This is a genomic window from Xanthobacter albus, assembly GCF_043194895.2.
Taxonomy (GTDB): domain Bacteria; phylum Pseudomonadota; class Alphaproteobacteria; order Rhizobiales; family Xanthobacteraceae; genus Xanthobacter.
Genome location: NZ_CM195532.1, coordinates 2,862,198 through 2,878,201 on the forward strand (window position 1 = coordinate 2,862,198; position 16,004 = coordinate 2,878,201).

15 protein-coding genes are annotated in these 16,004 nt (G+C 69.2%); 1 reads left to right on the forward strand and 14 read right to left on the reverse strand.

The genetic code is table 11. From position 1 onward, the window contains the following. Positions 1 to 73: 73 nt before the first annotated feature. The 9 genes from V5F75_RS12810 to V5F75_RS12850 all read right to left on the reverse strand — a co-directional run bounded on the left by V5F75_RS12810 (position 74) and on the right by V5F75_RS12850 (position 9,336). Positions 74 to 1,084 (reverse strand): metal ABC transporter solute-binding protein, Zn/Mn family, encoded by a 1,011-nt coding sequence (locus tag V5F75_RS12810; RefSeq protein WP_394034609.1) that lies wholly within the window; start codon positions 1,082 to 1,084, stop codon positions 74 to 76. A 12-nt stretch (positions 1,085 to 1,096) separates the two neighbouring features. Continuing rightward, complete coding sequence (locus V5F75_RS12815) at positions 1,097 to 1,969, reverse strand: metal ABC transporter permease (RefSeq protein ID WP_394034608.1); 873 nt, start codon at positions 1,967 to 1,969, stop codon at positions 1,097 to 1,099. A 156-nt stretch (positions 1,970 to 2,125) separates the two neighbouring features. Next, positions 2,126 to 2,866 (reverse strand): zinc ABC transporter ATP-binding protein AztA, encoded by a 741-nt coding sequence (aztA, locus tag V5F75_RS12820; protein ID WP_394034607.1) that lies wholly within the window; start codon positions 2,864 to 2,866, stop codon positions 2,126 to 2,128. A 2-nt stretch (positions 2,867 to 2,868) separates the two neighbouring features. Next, on the reverse strand, positions 2,869 to 3,126 hold the full coding sequence (locus V5F75_RS12825; RefSeq protein WP_394034606.1) for a hypothetical protein: 258 nt from the start codon (positions 3,124 to 3,126) through the stop codon (positions 2,869 to 2,871). 134 nt (positions 3,127 to 3,260) lie between these two features. Further along, positions 3,261 to 4,130 carry a formyltetrahydrofolate deformylase gene (gene purU / locus V5F75_RS12830; protein WP_394034605.1) on the reverse strand — a complete coding sequence of 290 codons (870 nt, stop codon included), beginning with the start codon at positions 4,128 to 4,130 and terminating at the stop codon, positions 3,261 to 3,263. Between the two features lie 109 nt (positions 4,131 to 4,239). Next, entirely contained in the window at positions 4,240 to 4,848 is a 609-nt protein-coding gene (locus V5F75_RS12835; RefSeq protein WP_394034604.1) for a sarcosine oxidase subunit gamma, read from the reverse strand. After that, the gene (locus tag V5F75_RS12840; protein ID WP_394034603.1) at positions 4,841 to 7,801 is read right to left on the reverse strand and encodes a sarcosine oxidase subunit alpha family protein; all 2,961 of its coding nucleotides are present in this window, start codon (positions 7,799 to 7,801) and stop codon (positions 4,841 to 4,843) included. Before V5F75_RS12840 ends, V5F75_RS12835 begins: the two co-directional genes overlap by 8 nt. Beyond that, the gene (locus V5F75_RS12845) at positions 7,798 to 8,076 is read right to left on the reverse strand and encodes a sarcosine oxidase subunit delta (protein WP_394034602.1); all 279 of its coding nucleotides are present in this window, start codon (positions 8,074 to 8,076) and stop codon (positions 7,798 to 7,800) included. The genes V5F75_RS12840 and V5F75_RS12845 overlap by 4 nt, the downstream gene beginning before the upstream one ends. A 3-nt stretch (positions 8,077 to 8,079) precedes the next feature. Continuing rightward, a complete protein-coding gene (locus V5F75_RS12850) occupies positions 8,080 to 9,336 on the reverse strand; it encodes a sarcosine oxidase subunit beta family protein (protein ID WP_394034601.1) in 1,257 nt (418 codons plus the stop codon). A 124-nt stretch (positions 9,337 to 9,460) separates the two neighbouring features. Here V5F75_RS12850 and V5F75_RS12855 point away from each other — a divergent pair, with 124 nt between their 5' ends. Next, on the forward strand, positions 9,461 to 10,426 hold the full coding sequence (locus tag V5F75_RS12855; protein WP_394034600.1) for a LysR family transcriptional regulator: 966 nt from the start codon (positions 9,461 to 9,463) through the stop codon (positions 10,424 to 10,426). Between the two features lie 112 nt (positions 10,427 to 10,538). Here V5F75_RS12855 and glnT read toward each other — a convergent pair whose 3' ends face one another. The 5 genes from glnT to V5F75_RS12880 all read right to left on the reverse strand — a co-directional run bounded on the left by glnT (position 10,539) and on the right by V5F75_RS12880 (position 15,859). Then, positions 10,539 to 11,900 carry a type III glutamate--ammonia ligase gene (gene glnT, locus V5F75_RS12860; RefSeq protein ID WP_394034599.1) on the reverse strand — a complete coding sequence of 454 codons (1,362 nt, stop codon included), beginning with the start codon at positions 11,898 to 11,900 and terminating at the stop codon, positions 10,539 to 10,541. A gap of 156 nt (positions 11,901 to 12,056) precedes the next feature. Further along, positions 12,057 to 13,412: an FMN-binding glutamate synthase family protein gene (locus tag V5F75_RS12865; RefSeq protein WP_394034598.1), complete on the reverse strand. Its 1,356-nt coding sequence runs from the start codon at positions 13,410 to 13,412 to the stop codon at positions 12,057 to 12,059. 13 nt (positions 13,413 to 13,425) lie between these two features. Continuing rightward, complete coding sequence (locus V5F75_RS12870; protein WP_394034597.1) at positions 13,426 to 14,136, reverse strand: protein glxC; 711 nt, start codon at positions 14,134 to 14,136, stop codon at positions 13,426 to 13,428. Next, positions 14,133 to 15,032, reverse strand: coding sequence for a class II glutamine amidotransferase (locus V5F75_RS12875; RefSeq protein WP_394034596.1), 900 nt, complete (start codon positions 15,030 to 15,032; stop codon positions 14,133 to 14,135). Before V5F75_RS12875 ends, V5F75_RS12870 begins: the two co-directional genes overlap by 4 nt. A gap of 167 nt (positions 15,033 to 15,199) precedes the next feature. Beyond that, positions 15,200 to 15,859: a helix-turn-helix domain-containing protein gene (locus V5F75_RS12880; RefSeq protein ID WP_394034595.1), complete on the reverse strand. Its 660-nt coding sequence runs from the start codon at positions 15,857 to 15,859 to the stop codon at positions 15,200 to 15,202. Positions 15,860 to 16,004: the final 145 nt, after the last annotated feature.

Below are 16,004 nucleotides of genomic sequence, written 5' to 3' on the forward strand. Positions count from 1 at the left end.
TTCCGGCCGGGCGTCGCGGGGGTGTCGCGGACAAAGGTCCGCGCGGAGAAATCTCGCGGGTCCCGCGCGCCGCTCAGCTCGAAAGGGCCGAGGAGAGCGTCTTCACGTTGGACCGGATCATCAGGATGTAGGTGTTCGCGGGGCCTTTGTCATCGGAGAGGGCGTCCGTATAAAGCTCGCCGCCGATCTTGGCGCCGCTCTCGTTGGCGATGCGCTGCACGAGGCGCGGGTCGCTCACGTTCTCCAGGAACACCGCCGGGATCTTCTGCGCCTTGATCTGGCGGATGATGCGCGCCACGTCCTTGGCGGAAGCCTCGCTCTCGGTGGAGACGCCTTCCGGGGCGATCAGGGTGACGCCGTAGGCATCGCCGAAATAGCCGAAGGCGTCGTGGGAGGTGATGATGCGCCGCTGGCTGGCGGGAATGGCCGCCATGGCCGCCTTCACCTCGCCTTCGAGGGCGTCGAGCTTCGCGGTGTAGGCGGCGGCGTTGGCGGTGTAGGCGTCCTTGCCGGCGGGGTCGGCGGCGATCAGTCCGTCGCGGATGTTCGCCACATAGACCTTGGCGTTGGCGATGGACTGCCATGCGTGGGGATCGATGGGCCCATGATCGTGCTGATCGTGCCCGTGGGCGTCCTTCTTGCCCTTGGCATGGTCGTGGCCGTGCGCGTCCTCGTCCTCCTGCGGCTCGGCGGCGGTGCGGGTGCGCGGGGTGATGTCCTTGGTGGCCGTGACCACCAGGGCCTTCGTGCCCGATGCCTTCGCGAGGCGGTCCATCCAGCCCTCGAAGCCCAAGCCGTTGACGAAGATAACCTTGGCTGCGGCGAGCTTCTTCGCGTCGGCCGGGGTGGGCTGGTAGACGTGGCTGTCGCCGTTGGGGCCGACGATGGTGGTCAGCGCGATGCGGTCGCCGCCAACCTCTTTCACGAAGTCGCCGAGGATGGAGAAGGAGGCGACCACCGGCAGCTTTTCGCCGGTGGGCGCGCTCTTGGGCTCGCTTTGCGCGAGGGCGGCTCCGCCCATGCCGAGGGCGCCGGCCAAGGAGGCGGCCAGGGAGGCGGCGAGGACGAGACGTCTGGAGAGCATCGAGGCTTCCTTTCAGGCTTCGAGATGGCGTCCGGGCAGGAGGCGCGAGAGCACCCCGCCCGCCGGGCCGAAGATCACCGCGACCCCATAGGCCACGCCCGCCACCAGGATGATGGACGGGCCCGACGGCGTGCCGAGGTGATAGGAGACGAGCAGGCCCGCCAGCCCGCTGAGGAAGGCGATGACGGAGGCGAGCGCCACCAGCGCGCTCAGGTCGCGCACGAAGAAGCGGGCGGTGGCGGCCGGCAGCATCATCAGCCCCACCGCCAGCAGCGTGCCGAGGGCGTTGAAGCCGCCCACGAGGTTCAGCACCACCAGCGTGAGGAAGGCGACATGGCTCGCCCCGCCGGAACGGCTCACCGAAGCGAGGAAGGTCGGGTCCACGCTATCCATCACCAGCGGCCGCCAGATGATGGCCAGGGTGATGAGGGAGAGGGTGGTGATGCCGCTGATGAGCAGAAGCGCGTCGTCGTCGATGCCCAGCACGGTGCCGAACAGGACATGGAGCAGGTCCACGTTGGACCCGCGGACCGAGACGATGAGCACGCCCAGCGCCAGAGAGATCAGGTAGAAGGCGGCGAGCGAGGCATCTTCCCGCAGCTCGGTGGCGCGGGCCACCACGCCCGCGCCCACCGCCACCAGCAGCCCTGCCACGAGGCCGCCGAGGCTCATGGCATAGAGGTTGAGGCCCGCGAGCAGGAAACCGATGGCCGCGCCCGGCAGGATGGCGTGGGACATGGCATCGCCGGTGAGCGACATGCGCCGCAGCATCAGGAACACGCCGAGCGGCCCGGCGCCCAGCGCGAGCGCGAACACGCCCACCACCGCGCGGCGCATGAACTCGAACTCCACGAATGGGGAGATCAGGGTCTCGTAGAGATTCATGCCGCACCTTCAGGCCGGGCGTCGGCGGGAATGCCGCGGTTTTCGCGCAAGGGTCTCGTCCTCGGGTTCAGGCGCGCGCCGCCGTCCGGCGCCACGCCTGCGGCTCCGTGGGGTGGCTTGCGCATGTCGTATCTCTCTCGGGCCGGGCGTTCCGGCTCAGGCCGCCACGGGGCAGGTGGCGGCGTCCGCCTGCCAGGCCTCGCCCATGCGGCGGGCCTTCAGAAGGTTCTCCGGCGCCAGCACATCCCCGGTCGGGCCCCAGGCCACGGGCTGGCGGGCCAGCAGCAGGGTTTCGGGGAAGGCGGCGCGCACCAGATCGAAATCATGGAGCACGGCGAGCACGGTGCGCCGCTCGCCGTGCCAGCGGCCCACCAGATCCACGAGGTCGGCGGTGGTCTTGGCGTCGAGGGCGGTGAAGGGCTCGTCCAGCAGGATCACCCGCGCATCCTGGAGCAGCAGGCGCGCGAACAGGGTGCGCTGCATCTGCCCGCCGGAGAGGGAGCCGATGGGCCGATCCTCGAACCCTTCGAGCCCGACGGCCGAAACCGCTTCCTCGATGCGCGCGCGGTCGCGCCGGCCGATGCCGCCGAACAGGCCGGCGCGCCGCCACAGGCCCATGGAGACGAGATCGTAGACATTGATGGGGAAGGAGCGGTCGATCTCCGCCCCCTGGGGCAGGTAGGCGATATCCCGCGGGGAGACGCCATGCAGGTCCACCGCGCCGCCGAGCGGGCGCAGGGCGCCGCAGATGCCCTTCAGAAGGGTGGACTTGCCGGCGCCGTTGGGCCCGCAGACGGCGAGCAGCGCGCCCTCTGCCACCTCGCCCGAAAGGTGGTGGACGGCGGGATGGCGTTCGTAGCCGAGGGTCAGGTCGCGGAAGGAAATCTGCGCCGCCATTGTCAGCCTCCCACCGTCCGGCCCACCACCAGCGCCACCGCGACCCAGAGCGGGAGCAGCAGCGCCACGGCGAGCGCGAGCCGCGCCGCGAGCGAGAGGCGAAGCACCGACGGACCCACCCGGGTCCCCCGCGGCGCGCGCGCGGCAGCGGAGCCACCGTGCACATGCGCGCCAGGGTGGCCGCCGGTGCCCGCCACGGCAGGCTCCGGCAGCGTCCGGGACGGCACGGAGTTCTGCGGCAGAAGGCTTTCGATGGACATGCTCACCTCGATCCGGCGATCTTGATATAGTGTATCAAGATCCCTGTCCAGCGCCTTTCCGCCCTTCCCAAACGCAAAGGCCGGCCCCGAGGGACCGGCCTTGACCTTTCACGAAACACCAGTGCCGGCGGGGCTCAGTCGCGGAACACCACCGTGCGGCTGCCGTTAAGCAGCACCCGGTCCTCGACGTGCCAGGAGATGGCGCGGGCGAGCACGCGGCGCTCGATGTCGCGGCCCTTGCGCACCATGTCGTCGGGCGAATCCTGGTGGGAGATGCGCTCCACGTCCTGCTCGATGATCGGGCCTTCGTCGAGGTCGCTCGTCACGTAGTGGGCGGTGGCGCCCATCAGCTTCACGCCGCGGGCATGGGCCTGGTGATAGGGCTTGGCGCCCTTGAAGCCGGGTAGGAAGGAATGGTGGATGTTGATGCACTTGCCGGAGACCTTGGCGGACAGGTCGTCGGACAGCACCTGCATGTAGCGCGCGAGCACGGCCAGCTCGGTGTTGGTGGACTGGAAGATCTCCCAGATCTTCGCTTCCTGCGCCATCTTGCTGTCCTTGGTCACCGGCAGGTGGTGGAAGGGCACGCCGTCGAAGTCGAGATGGGCGTAGGTCTCGCGCGGGTGATTGGAGATGATGCCGGTGAGCTCCATGGGGATCTCGCCGATGCGCCAGCGATAGAGCAGGTCCGCGAGGCAGTGGTCGAACTTGGAGGCGAGCAGCAGCACCCGGCGCTTCTCGGCCTTGGAGCGCAGGGTCCAGGTGGAGGAGAAGCCTTCCGCTATGGCGGCGAAGCCGGCGCGGATGGCCGCGATGCCGGCGTCGCCCTCCACTACGTTGAACACGATGCGGGTAAAGAAGCGGCCGCTCTCCTGGTCGTCGAACTGCTGGGCCTCCAGGATGTTGCAGCCCTTCTCGAACAGGAAGGTGGACACGGCGGCCACGATGCCCGGCCGGTTGGGGCAGGAGAGGGTGAGGATGAAGTGCTCGGCGGGATTCGACATGTAGACCTCGGGAAGGTGCGGGCCCCTTGCCGTGCCGCGTGGTGGGTCACGGCGCGTGAGGCGCTGTTTGGACGGACGTCGGGAACTTGTGAAGAGGCGCGCGCCCCGCTCAGCCCCGGCCGGTGCCGGACAGGGCGAAGCCGAACTCGGCCGCGCTCGCCGTGAGCCAGCGCAGGAAGGTGGGGGCGAACGAGCGGGCCACCACCATGCGGTAGGTGGGGGCCGCATCGGTCTGCCAGAGGGTGACGCCGATGTGGGACACCACGGTGGTCGCCGCGTCGCCGGGCGCGAACGCCTTCGAATCGAGATCGATGGCGAGGCCCTTGGCCAGGGCGGCGCGGGCATCGGGGCCCGTGACGTCCAGGATGATGTTGGCGTCGCTCTGGTCGGTGAGGGCGGCGTCCGCTCCGGCAAGGGCCGTGAGGTGGGCGAGAAGCGCGCCGCCCGACATGCCTTCCGCCATCACCAGCCATCGGCCCGGTGCCGTGCCCACGGCGGTTAGCGTGGCGCTGGACACTGCCTTGGGGGCGTCCGCCAGGGCGAGGCCCGCGCCTGCGAGGTGCTTTGCCAGCTCCGCCGCGCGGCCCTTCGGGGCGGCGAGGGTCGCGGCGGCGAGCCCCGGCACCTGCCGGGCCTGGACGCCGGGGGTGCCGGCCGGGCCGTAATGGCCCTCGGGCACGAGGCGGGTGTGGGGCACGTGTGCGAGAAGGTCAGACACGCTGCTTCTCCCCTTCTGGATCGACGAACGCGGGCGAGCACACCTCGACCAGGATGTCGCCGCCACGCACCGGGTCATAGGCGCGCAGCTGCTCTCCGATCCGCTCCTGGCCCCGCTTGAGGAAGCCGAGGCCGATGGAGTGGCCGAGTGTGGGCGAATGGGCGACGGAGGTCATGTAGCCTTCGTCGTTGTGGGTGGTGGCTTCCGCGCCCACCTTCAGGAAATGGGCGCCGGCACGCAGGCGCTGGGCCTTGTCCACCGGCTTGAAGCCCACGAAGATGGGCCGATCCGGGTCCAGGAAGGCGGGCCGCTGCGACAGCACACGGCCGATGTAGTCCTTCTTGGTGGACGCCATCCGCCCGAGGCCGAGGTCGCGGGCGGAGGTCTGCCCGTTCAGCTCGCTGCCGGAGACGTGGCCCTTCTCGATGCGCAGCACGCCCAACGTCTCGGTGCCGTAGGGGGTGATGCCGAAGGGCCGGCCGGCATCCATGATGGCTTCCATCAGCTTCTCGCCCTGCCGGGCGGGCACGGCGATCTCGTAGCCCAGCTCGCCGGAGAAGGAGAGCCGGAAGATGCGCGCCTCGATGCCGCCGAGCACCGTGGTCTGCGCCACCCCCATGAAGGGCAGGCCGGCGTTGGAAACATCCGCGCCGTCCACCAGCTTCGCCAGCACCTCGCGGGAGCGGGGGCCGGAAACGGCGACCTGCGCCCACTGCTCGGAGATGGAGGCGAGCTGCACGTCCAGCTCGGGCCACAGCACCTGCAGGCAGAATTCCAGATGCTGGAACACCTTGCCGGCATTGGCGGTGGTGGTGGTCATCACATAGTGGTTCTGGGCGAGGCGGGCGGTGGTGCCGTCATCCATGACGAGGCCATCCTCCCGCAGCATCACGCCGTAGCGCGCCTTGCCCACCTGTAGCGTGGAGAACATGTTGATGTAGACGCGATCGAGGAAGGCGCCCACATCCGGCCCCTGCAGGTCGATCTTGCCGAAGGTCGAGACATCGATGACGCCGACGCTCTCGCGGGTGGCCTTCACCTCGCGGTTGACGCTCTCCAGCCAGTCGGTCTCGCCGGCCTTGGGGAAATAGGCCGCGCGCAGCCAATAGCCGGTCTCGACGAAGACGGCGCCCTGCTTCTCGGCCCAGGCGTGGGTCGGGGTCGGGCGGATGGGGCGGAAGTCCTTCTCGCGGTGGTGGCCGGCGAGCACGCCCAGCGCCACCGGCGTGTAGGGCGGGCGGAACACGGTGGTGCCCGTGGCCGCGATGCCCTGGCCGGTCAGCTCCGCCATCAGGGCGAGGCCCGCCATGTTGGAATTCTTGCCCTGGTCGGTGGCCATGCCCATGGTGGTGTAGCGCTTCAGCAGCTCCACCGCGCGGAAGCCCTCCTTGTGGGCGATGCCCACATCCTTGGCGCTCACGTCGTTCTGGAAATCCACGAAGGCGAGGTCCCCCTTCGCTTTCACCTGCCAGAAGGCGCGGATGCCGGTGGGGGTGTCCTCTGCCTTCGGAGCGGGCAGGGCCGCGCCGGAGAAACCCGCCTCGGCGGCCGCCGCGACGCCCTGCGCGGTGCCTGCCGTCAGGCAATCGGCCAGCGAGAACTGGCCCGCGACGGCACCCGCGCAGCTCATGCCCGGCGGCAGCGCGGCGGGCACGAAGGCGGCGATGTCCTCGCGGTACACCGGCTTGCCGCCCAGGTGGCAGGTGAGGTTCAGGTTCGGCGTGGCGCCGCCGGAGATGCCCAGCGCCTCCACCGCGATGGTCTCGGTGCGCGCGCCGGTGCGCACGGTGATGGAGGCGAGGCGCTTGCCCCTGGTGGCGATGACCTCGCCGCCGGTGATGACGCGCACGCCCAGCGCCTTCGCCTTCGCCGCGAGGGCGGAGGGCAGCGCCTCGCGCACGTCGATGAGGGCTTCCACCTTCACGCCCGCGCCGGCCGCGGCCAGCGCCGCCGCGACGCCGGCATCATTGTTGGTGAACACGGCGGCGTTCGCGCCCGCGCCCACGCCGAAGCGGCGGGCATAGGTGGCGAGCGCCTGGACGGTCATGATTCCAGGGCGGTCGTTGCCGGGGAATACGATGGGCCGGTCGAACGCGCCGGAGGCCAGCACCGCGCGCCTGGTGATGATGCGCCACAGGCGCTGGCGCGGCTGGAAGGCCGCCGGCACCGCAACATGGTCGCTCACCCGCTCCACGCAAGCATATTCGCTGCCGTCATAGGCGCCGAATACAGTGGTGCGGGGCATCAGGCGCACGTTCGGCAGGCTCGCGAGCTCGGCTTCCGCGCGGGCCACGAAATCGCGCGCCGGGGCGCCGTCGATGGCGGTCTCCTCCGTGAGCAGGCGGCCGCCGAGGCGGAAGTCCTCATCCGCCAGGATCACGCGGGCGCCGGAGCGGGCGGCGGCGAGGGCTGCCGCAAGGCCCGCCGCGCCCGCGCCGATCACCAGCACGTCGCAGAAGGCGAACGCCTTCTCATAGGTGTCCGGATCGGGCAGCTCGGATGCGGCGCCGAGGCCGGCGGCGCGGCGGATGGCGGGCTCGTAGACCTTCTCCCAGAACGAAGCCGGCCACATGAAGGTCTTGTAGTAGAAGCCCGCGCCCAGGAAGGGCGAAAGCCACTGGTTCACGCTCAGCGCGTCATGCTCCAGGGAGGGCCAGCGGTTCTGGCTCTGGGCGGAGAGGCCGTCGAACAGCTCGATCGTGGTGGCGCGGGTGTTCGGCTCCTTGCGGGCGCCGGCGCGCAGCTCCACCAGGGCGTTCGGCTCCTCGGAGCCGCAGGTGAAGATGCCGCGCGGGCGGTGATACTTGAAGGAGCGCCCCACCAGCCGCACGCCGTTGGCGAGCAGGGCCGAGGCCAGCGTGTCGCCGGGGTGGCCGGCATAGGTGGCACCGTCGAAGGTGAAGGAGAGCGTGCGGCTGCGGTCGATGAGGCCGCCGGTGGAAAGACGGGTCATGCCGGCACCTCGTCCGTGCTCGGGCGGGCGAATTCCACGCCGAGGATGTCATGGGTTCGCGTGTTGCGGGTCACCACCAGCCAGCGGCGGCAGCCATTGGCGTGGTACCAGTATTCGCGGTGCGGGCCTTCCGGGTTCTCGCGCAGGTAGGCGTAGGCGTGGAAGGCCTCAGCGGCATCGGGGGCGGAAGGGTCGGGGCGGGTCACGGTCGCGTCGCCGAGATAGCTGAACTCGTGGGCGTCGCGGGAGCCGCAATAGGGGCAGGGAATGCGCATGGCTCAGTGCAGGTTCGGCTGGGCGCCGACCCCCTTCTCATCGATGATGTTGCCGGAGCGGAAGCGGTCGAGGCGGAAGGCCGCGTTGAAGTCGTGGGCGCGGTCCTGCGCGATGGTGTGGGCGAAGCACCAGCCCGAGGCCGGGGTGGCCTTGAAGCCGCCGTAGTTCCAGCCGGTGTTGAGGTAGAGGCCGGGCAGGGGGCCGACATCGATGATGGGCGAGCCGTCCATGGACATGTCCACGAGCCCGCCCCACGAGCGCAGCAGGCGCAGGCGGCCGATCATGGGCATGAGCGCCATGCCGCCTTCCAGCACATCCTCCACCACCGGCATGTTGCCGCGCTGGGCATAGGAATTGTAGCCGTCGATGTCGCCGCCGAAGACGAGGCCGCCCTTGTCCGACTGGCTGACGTAGAAATGCCCCATGCCGAAGGTGATGACGCCGGGAATGAGCGGCTTCAGCCCTTCCGACACGAACGCCTGGAGCACGTGGCTCTCCAGCGGCATGCGCAGGTCGAGATGGCGCGTGAGGCGCGAGGTGGAGCCGGCGACCGCGAGCCCCACCTTGCCGGCGCGGATGGCGCCGCGCGTGGTCTCCACGCCCACCACCGCGCCGCTGTCGCGGATGAAGCCGGTGACCTCGCAATTCTGGATGATGTCCACGCCCAGCCGGTCGGCGCCGCGGGCATAGCCCCACACCACCGCATCATGCCGGGCGGTGCCGGCGCGCGGCTGCATCAGGCCGCCCTTGATGGGAAAGCGGGCGTTGTCGAAATTGAGGAACGGGCACATCCTGCGCACCGTTTCCGCGTCCAGCAGCTCGGAGTCCGCGCCGGCGAGGCGCATAGCGTTGCCGCGCCGGGCATAGGCGTCACGCTGGGCGTCGGTGTGGATCAGGTTGATGATGCCGCGCTGGGAGACCATGGCATTGTAGTTGAGGTCCTGCTCCAGGCCCTCCCACAGCTTCATGGACCACTCGTAGAAGGGCTCGTTGCCCGGCAGCAGATAGTTCGAGCGGATGATGGTGGTGTTGCGCCCGGCATTGCCGGACCCGACATGCCCCTTCTCCAGCACCGCCACGTTGCGGATGCCGTGCTCTTTCGCGAGATAATAGGCGGTGGCGAGGCCATGGCCGCCGCCGCCCACGATGATCACGTCATAGGCCGGCTTGGGGTGCGCGTCGCGCCACGCCGGGCGCCAGCCGCTCTGGCCGTTCAGCGCATTGGAGATGATGCTGAGAAACGAATAGTGCGCGGACATGAGGCACTCGCTGCATCGGCCCTGGAGAGACCGGAAGGGGGTCGATCACCCGTTCGATAACTCTATAGCTCGCCACGAATGAAGGGATCATATAAATGATCCTTATAGTATTCGGAGGCGAGTGATGGCGGTGCGCGAGGCCCTTCCGTTCGATCTCAGGGCGCTCGAGATCTTCCTGGCCGTGTGCGAGGAAGGCGCGATGGCCGGCGCGGCGCGGCGGCTGGGCCTCACGCAGCCGGCGGTCTCGCAGGCCGTGGCGGATCTCGAAGGGCGCATCGGCCTCGCTTTGTTCGATCGCTCGGTGCGCCCGCTTGGGCTCACGGCCGCCGGCGGCGTGCTGCGGCAGAAGGCGAGCGCGCTCATTTCCGAGGCGCGGCAGATCGCGCCCGCCCTGCGCGAGACGGAGCACGGGCGCTTCGCCCTGCTGCGCGCGGGCCTCGTCGATTCGCTCTCGCGGGCGCTGGCGGCGCCCCTCGGCGGCTATCTCTCCACGCTGGCGGAGGAGGTGTCGGTTCTGTCGGGCCTCACTGCCGCGCACGCGAGTGCGCTGCTCTCCCGCCAGATGGACCTTTTGGTGGGGCTCGACGAGCTGGAGGACGTGGAGGGGCTGGAGCGCTTCGCTCTAGTGACGGAGCCCTATGTGCTGCTGCTGCCGGCGGATGTTCCGGCCCCGGCGCGGGTCGAGGATCTCAGGCAGATGGCATTGCCGCTGGTGCGCTTTTCCGCCCGCTCCAAGACCGGCATCGAGGTGGAGCGCCACCTGCGGCGGCTGAAGGTGGAGCTGCCGCGCCGGCTGGAGTTCGACACCCCCCAGGGGGTCGCGGCAACGGTGGCGGCGGGCGAGGGCTTCGCCGTGACGACGCCCCTGTGCGTGCACGAGGCGGCGGTGGAGCTTGCGCGGGTCACATGCGCGCCTTTGCCGGGCCCGGCCTTCCAGCGCCGCCTGACGCTGATCGCGCGGCGCCAGGAGCTGGGGCGCCTGCCGCGCGAGATCGCCGAATTCTGCCGGCACCGCCTCGCCGCCGACGTTCTTCCCGCGCTCGACGCCGCCATGCCCTGGCTCGCGGGCGCACTGCGGGTGGAGGGGTAGCCGCGCGGGAGTATTGGAAATCGGCATATGAAAAAGGGGCTCCGGCACATGGCCGGAACCCCTCGGAGGTCGCCAGTTGAAGGCGAAGTCCTGAACTCTCGCGCGAATCGACTCAGATGTCGAGAGTGCGATCGCGTTCCCACTGGGTCAGGTGGCGGGAGAAGTCGTTCCACTCCTGGTTCTTGAGCTTCAGGTAGCCAGAGACGAACTCCGGTCCCAGCCGCTCGCCCAGCACCTTGGACTTCTCCAGCGCGCGCAGGGCGTCCAGCATGTTGAGGGGCAGCTTCTTGGCGCCCTTCACCTTGTGGCCGTCCGTGTACATGTTGATATCGAGGCGCTTGCCGGGATCGCGCTCGTTCACGATGCCGTCGAGGCCCGCCGCCGCCACGGCGGCCTGGAGCAGGTAGGGGTTGGCCGCGCCGTCGGCGAGGCGGAACTCCAGGCGGCCCGCATCGGGGATGCGGATCATGTGGGTGCGGTTGTTGCCGGTGTAGGTCACCGTGTTGGGCGCCCAGGTGGCGCCCGAGATGGTGCGCGGCGCGTTGATGCGCTTGTAGGAGTTCACGGTGGGGTTGGTGAGGGCGCACAGAGCGTCCGCATTGTGGATGAGCCCGCCGATGAAGTTGTAGCCGAGCTTCGACATGCCGAGCTCGCCCTTCGCGTCGGAAAAGGCGTTCTTGCCCTTGTTCCACAGCGAGACATGGGCGTGGCAGCCCGAGCCCGTGAGGTTGATGAAGGGCTTCGGCATGAAGGTGGCGCGCAGGCCGTGCATCTCCGCGATCGACTTCACCATGTACTTGAAGAACACATGGCGGTCGGCGGTGAGGAGGGCGTGGTCGTAGTTCCAGTTCATCTCGAACTGGCCGTTGGCGTCCTCGTGGTCGTTCTGGTAGGCGCCCCAGCCGAGCTTCAGCATGGCGTCGCAGATGTCCTTGATGACATCATAGCGGCGCATGAGGGCGGACTGGTCGTAGCAGGGCTTGTCGGCGGTATCGGCCTCGTCCGAGATGGACTTGCCGTCCGCGGAGATGAGGAAATACTCGCACTCGACGCCGGTCTTGATGGTGTAGCCGAGGTCGGCGGCATCGGCGAGCTGCTTCTTCAGCACGGCGCGCGGGCCCTGGGCCACTTCCTTGCCCGCCATCACGAGATCGGAGGCGAGCCAGCCGATCTCCTCCTTCCAGGGGAGCTGGATGAGGCTCGACGGATCGGGGACCGCGAACAGGTCCGGGTCGGCGGGGGACATGTCGAGCCAGGTGGCGAAGCCGGCGAAGCCCGCGCCGTTGCGCTGCATCTCGGCGATGGCGGCAGCCGGCACCAGCTTGGCGCGCAGGCCGCCGAACAGGTCCACGTAGGAGATGAGGAAATACTTGATGCCGCGCTCCTTGGCGGCCTTGGTGAGATCGGCGGCCGCTTCGGCGGCGACCGAGGAATGCCCTTCCGCCTCGCGGGCGATGTCGGCGATGCGCTTCATGTTCGGTCCTCGGGAAAGGTCATTTTATTTGGGTTGGCAACGGCCCCGGCTTCTTTTGGCAGGGGCGAAACGCGCGTTCTGTGGCGGGGCCTGGATCTTCCGGGCTGCCGCGCCCCGGGCCCGAGGGTCCGGGGCGAATGCCGTCGGGGCGGAGGCTCAGTAGCCGCCGGTCTTGCCGGGGATCCACTGGGTGCCGGCCAGCGGCACGCCGGCCATGGCGGCGGCTTCCACGGTGAGGGCCACGAGGTCCTCCGGCTCCAGATTGTGCAGGTGGCTCTTGCCGCAGGCGCGGGCGATGGTCTGCGCCTCCAGGGTGAGCACCGAGAGATAGTTGGCGAGGCGGCGGCCCGCCTTCACCGGATCGAGCCGCGCCGCCAGCTCGGGGTCCTGGGTGGTGATGCCGGCGGGGTCGCGGCCCTCGTGCCAGTCGTCATAGGCGCCGGCGGTGGTGCCGAGGGCCTCGTATTCCGCCTGCCAGTGGGGGTCGTTGTCGCCGAGCGCCACCAGGGCGGCGGTGCCGATGGCGACCGCGTCGGCGCCGAGCGCCAGGGCCTTCGCTACATCGGCGCCGGTGCGGATGCCGCCGGAGACGATGAGCTGCACCTTGCGGTGCATGCCGAGATCCTGCAGCGCCTGCACCGCCGGGCGGATGGCGGAGAGGATCGGGATGCCCACCTGCTCGATGAACACCTCCTGGGTGGCGGCGGTGCCGCCCTGCATGCCGTCCAGCACCACCACGTCCGCGCCCGCCTTCACGGCGAGGGAGATGTCATAGTAGGGGCGGGAGGCGCCGACCTTCACATAGATCGGCTTTTCCCAATCGGTGATCTCGCGCAGCTCCTGGATCTTGATCTCCAGGTCGTCCGGGCCGGTCCAGTCCGGGTGGCGGCAGGCCGAGCGCTGGTCGATGCCCTTGGGCAGGTTGCGCATGGCGGCCACGCGGTCGGAGATCTTCTGGCCGAGCAGCATGCCGCCGCCGCCGGGCTTGGCGCCCTGGCCGATCACCACCTCGATGGCATCCGCCTTGCGCAGGTCCACCGGGTTCATGCCATAGCGCGAGGGCAGGTACTGGTAGACCAGGGTCTGCGACTGGCCGCGCTCCTCGGGGGTCATGCCGCCGTCGCCGGTGGTGGTGGAGGTGCCGACGATGGAGGCACCGCGACCCAGGGCCTCCTTCGCCTGTGCCGAGAGGGCGCCGAAGCTCATGCCGGCGATGGTCACCGGCGTCTTCAGGTGGATCGGCTTCTTGGCGAAACGGGTGCCGAGCACCACCTCGGTGCCGCACTTCTCGCGATAGCCTTCCAGCGGATAGCGCGAGACCGAGGCGCCGAGGAACAGTAGGTCGTCGAAGTGGGGCAGCTTGCGCTTGGTGCCGCCGCCGCGGATGTCATAGATGCCGGTGGCCGCCGCCCGCCGGATCTCCGACAGGGTGTGGGGATCGAAGGTGGCGGAATAGCGCGGCATGGTCTGGGGCAGAGCGTGCGCCGGGCCCTTTGCGTCGTGCGCGGTCATTGTTCTTGTCCCCTCAGTAGGCGTCGGCGTTGTCGACATGGAAGTTGTAGAGCTTGCGGGCGGAGCCGTAGCGCTTGAACTCCGAGAGATCGACGGAGCCCGGCGCGATGCCGGCGGCCTCGAGCTTCTGGGTGAGCAGCGCCTTGTGCTCGTCGCGCAGCTCCTTCTCGATGCAGTCCGCGCCGAGGGACTTCACCGTGCCGCGCACGAACAGCTTCGCCTCGTAAAGGCTGTCGCCCAGCGCCTCGCCCGCGTCGCCGAACACGATCAGCGCGCCGGACTGGCCCATGAACGCGCTCATGTGGCCCACGGAGCCCTTCACGACGATGTCCACGCCCTTCATGGAGATGCCGCAGCGGGCGGAGGCGTTGCCGTCGATGACGAGCAGGCCGCCATGGGCGGTGGCGCCGGCGGACTGGCTGGCATCGCCGCACACCCGCACGAAGCCGCTCATCATGTTCTCGGCGACGCCCTGGCCGGCATTGCCGTGGATGATGACCGAGGCGAGCTGGTTCATACCCGCGCAGTAGTAGCCCACGTTGCCGTCGATCTCGACGGTCACGGGCGCGTCGATGCCCACGGCCACCGCATGGCGGCCTTCGGGGTTCAGCACACGCCAGCGGCGGGTGTTGCTCTCGGCCGAGGTCTTGTGCAGGGCCTCGTTGAGATCGCGCAGGGGAGAGGCGGCGAGATCGAAGGTGATATCGGGGGAGAAGGCGTTCACTGGGCGCGCTCCCAGAAGTAGACGGTGGCGGGTTCCGGCTCGAACACGCGGGCCTTCTCGATGCCGGGCAGGTCCACGAGAGCGCGGTATTCGGAGCCGAAGGCGACATACTGATCGGTCTCGGCCATCACGGCGGGCTTGCAGGCGACGGGATCGCGCAGCACGCCGAAGCCGTTCTCGGTGCCCACCACGAAGGTGTAGAAGCCGTCGAGGTCCTTGAGGCCGGCTTCCAGCGCCTCGCCCAGGGACGCGCCCTGCTTGAGCCGCCAGGTGAGGTAGCCAGCGGCGACCTCGCTGTCGTTCTCGGTCTCGAAGGCGATGCCCTCGCGCTTCAGCAGGCGGCGAAGCTGGTTGTGGTTCGAGAGCGAGCCGTTATGCACCAGGCACTGGTCGGCGCCGGTGGAGAAGGGGTGGGCGCCGGCGGTGGTCACCGCGCTCTCGGTGGCCATGCGGGTGTGGCCGATGCCGTGGGTGCCGGCCATCTTGGCGAGGCCGAAGGTGTCCGCCACCGAGGCGGGCAGGCCCACTTCCTTGAAGATTTCCATGCGCGCGCCGGTGCCGACCACCGCCACTTCCGGATGCCGGGCGGCCAGGAAGGCGCGCACCTCCGCCTCGCGGGCGGCGGGGATGTCGATGATCGCGTGGGTGGAGCGCACGGTGAGCGCCGGCATGCCGTCGGCGGGGATGGAAAGCCCGGCGGCGAGGGCCGAGAAGTCATAGTCCTTCGCGGCACGCAGCGAGAGCTTCACCTTGTCCTTGGCACCCGATCCGTAGACCGCGAAGCCGGCGCTGTCCGGGCCGCGATCCGTCATCACGCAGAGCATGGACGCGAGCATGGACCCGAGCTCTCCCTCGAGGGCGGGATCCTTCAAAAATATACCGACGATGCCGCACATGGCGCTGTCACTGGCTCCATTCCCCGGTCGCTGATGCGACCTTGAGGTCAGTGGTACGCCGCCGGTGGGATCACGTCAACATGAAAGAATAAAAGTTTCCTAGAAAGAAAACGTTGCCGGAGCAGGGGGCTGCAAGGATTGGCGCGGCAGGGGGCGCCCGCCGCCGCTCAGTGCCGGTCGCGCCCGTAGACGATGATGGACAGGTAGCTCATGGGCGTGACCATGAGCTGCTCCGGCCCGTGGGAGGCACCGGAATCGAACATGAGCGCGTCGCCGGGGCGCAGGTGATAGGTGCGGTCGGCGTGGCGGTAGAGCACCTCGCCCGAGAGCATGTAGATGAACTCCACGCCCGCATGCCGGAAGCCCGTGAACGGCGCCGCCTCCTGCGAGAGGGTGATCAGGTAGGGCTCCACCACGATGTCGCCGCCGAGCCCGTGGCCCAACAGCTCATACTGGTGGCCCACCTTGGTGCCGCGCCGCTCGATGATGACCCCTTGATTCGCGCGCACGAACGAGCAGTCCCGCCGCTCCTCGAACGCCGAGAACAGGGTGGTGATGGGCACGTTGAGCGCCTTGGCGATGGCCTGGAGGGTCGCGAGCGAGGGTGAGATCTGCCCGTTCTCGATCTTCGAGAGCATACCTACCGAGATGCCCGCGGCGCCCGCGAGGTCGGATACGGTGAGGTCGAGCTCGCGGCGGATGGAGCGGACCTGGATGCCAAGCGCCTGTTCGAGGGTGGCCGCGGCTGCCGCCGGCGCGCCCGAACCCGTGGTGAAATCGGCGGCCTCGCCGGCCTCCTGCGCCCCGTGCGCCTTGCGTTCGACCACCTTTTTCCCTCTTTCTCGCTCCGCCGAAGCTCCGGCGGGAACCGGCAGATTGCCAGTTTCCTCAGAAGAAAGCACCCTAAATCCGTGTTCCGGCATCACGCTTCAATGGGCGGGGAGGGGGTGGCGCACTCCGGTCTGGATATCT

Excerpts from the sequence above, each read along its gene's own strand:
- V5F75_RS12840 (WP_394034603.1), bottom strand. The coding sequence starts at position 7,801 with ATGACCCGTCTTTCCACCGGCGGCCTCATCGACCGCAGCCGCACGCTC.
- glnT (WP_394034599.1), bottom strand. The coding sequence starts at position 11,900 with ATGAAGCGCATCGCCGACATCGCCCGCGAGGCGGAAGGGCATTCCTCG.
- V5F75_RS12865 (WP_394034598.1), bottom strand. The coding sequence starts at position 13,412 with ATGACCGCGCACGACGCAAAGGGCCCGGCGCACGCTCTGCCCCAGACC.
- V5F75_RS12875 (WP_394034596.1), bottom strand. The coding sequence starts at position 15,032 with ATGTGCGGCATCGTCGGTATATTTTTGAAGGATCCCGCCCTCGAGGGA.
- purU (WP_394034605.1), bottom strand. The coding sequence starts at position 4,130 with ATGTCGAATCCCGCCGAGCACTTCATCCTCACCCTCTCCTGCCCCAAC.
- V5F75_RS12850 (WP_394034601.1), bottom strand. The coding sequence starts at position 9,336 with ATGTCCGCGCACTATTCGTTTCTCAGCATCATCTCCAATGCGCTGAAC.
- aztA (WP_394034607.1), bottom strand. The coding sequence starts at position 2,866 with ATGGCGGCGCAGATTTCCTTCCGCGACCTGACCCTCGGCTACGAACGC.
- V5F75_RS12815 (WP_394034608.1), bottom strand. The coding sequence starts at position 1,969 with ATGAATCTCTACGAGACCCTGATCTCCCCATTCGTGGAGTTCGAGTTC.
- V5F75_RS12855 (WP_394034600.1), top strand. The coding sequence starts at position 9,461 with ATGGCGGTGCGCGAGGCCCTTCCGTTCGATCTCAGGGCGCTCGAGATC.
- V5F75_RS12845 (WP_394034602.1), bottom strand. The coding sequence starts at position 8,076 with ATGCGCATTCCCTGCCCCTATTGCGGCTCCCGCGACGCCCACGAGTTC.
- V5F75_RS12825 (WP_394034606.1), bottom strand. The coding sequence starts at position 3,126 with ATGTCCATCGAAAGCCTTCTGCCGCAGAACTCCGTGCCGTCCCGGACG.
- V5F75_RS12810 (WP_394034609.1), bottom strand. The coding sequence starts at position 1,084 with ATGCTCTCCAGACGTCTCGTCCTCGCCGCCTCCCTGGCCGCCTCCTTG.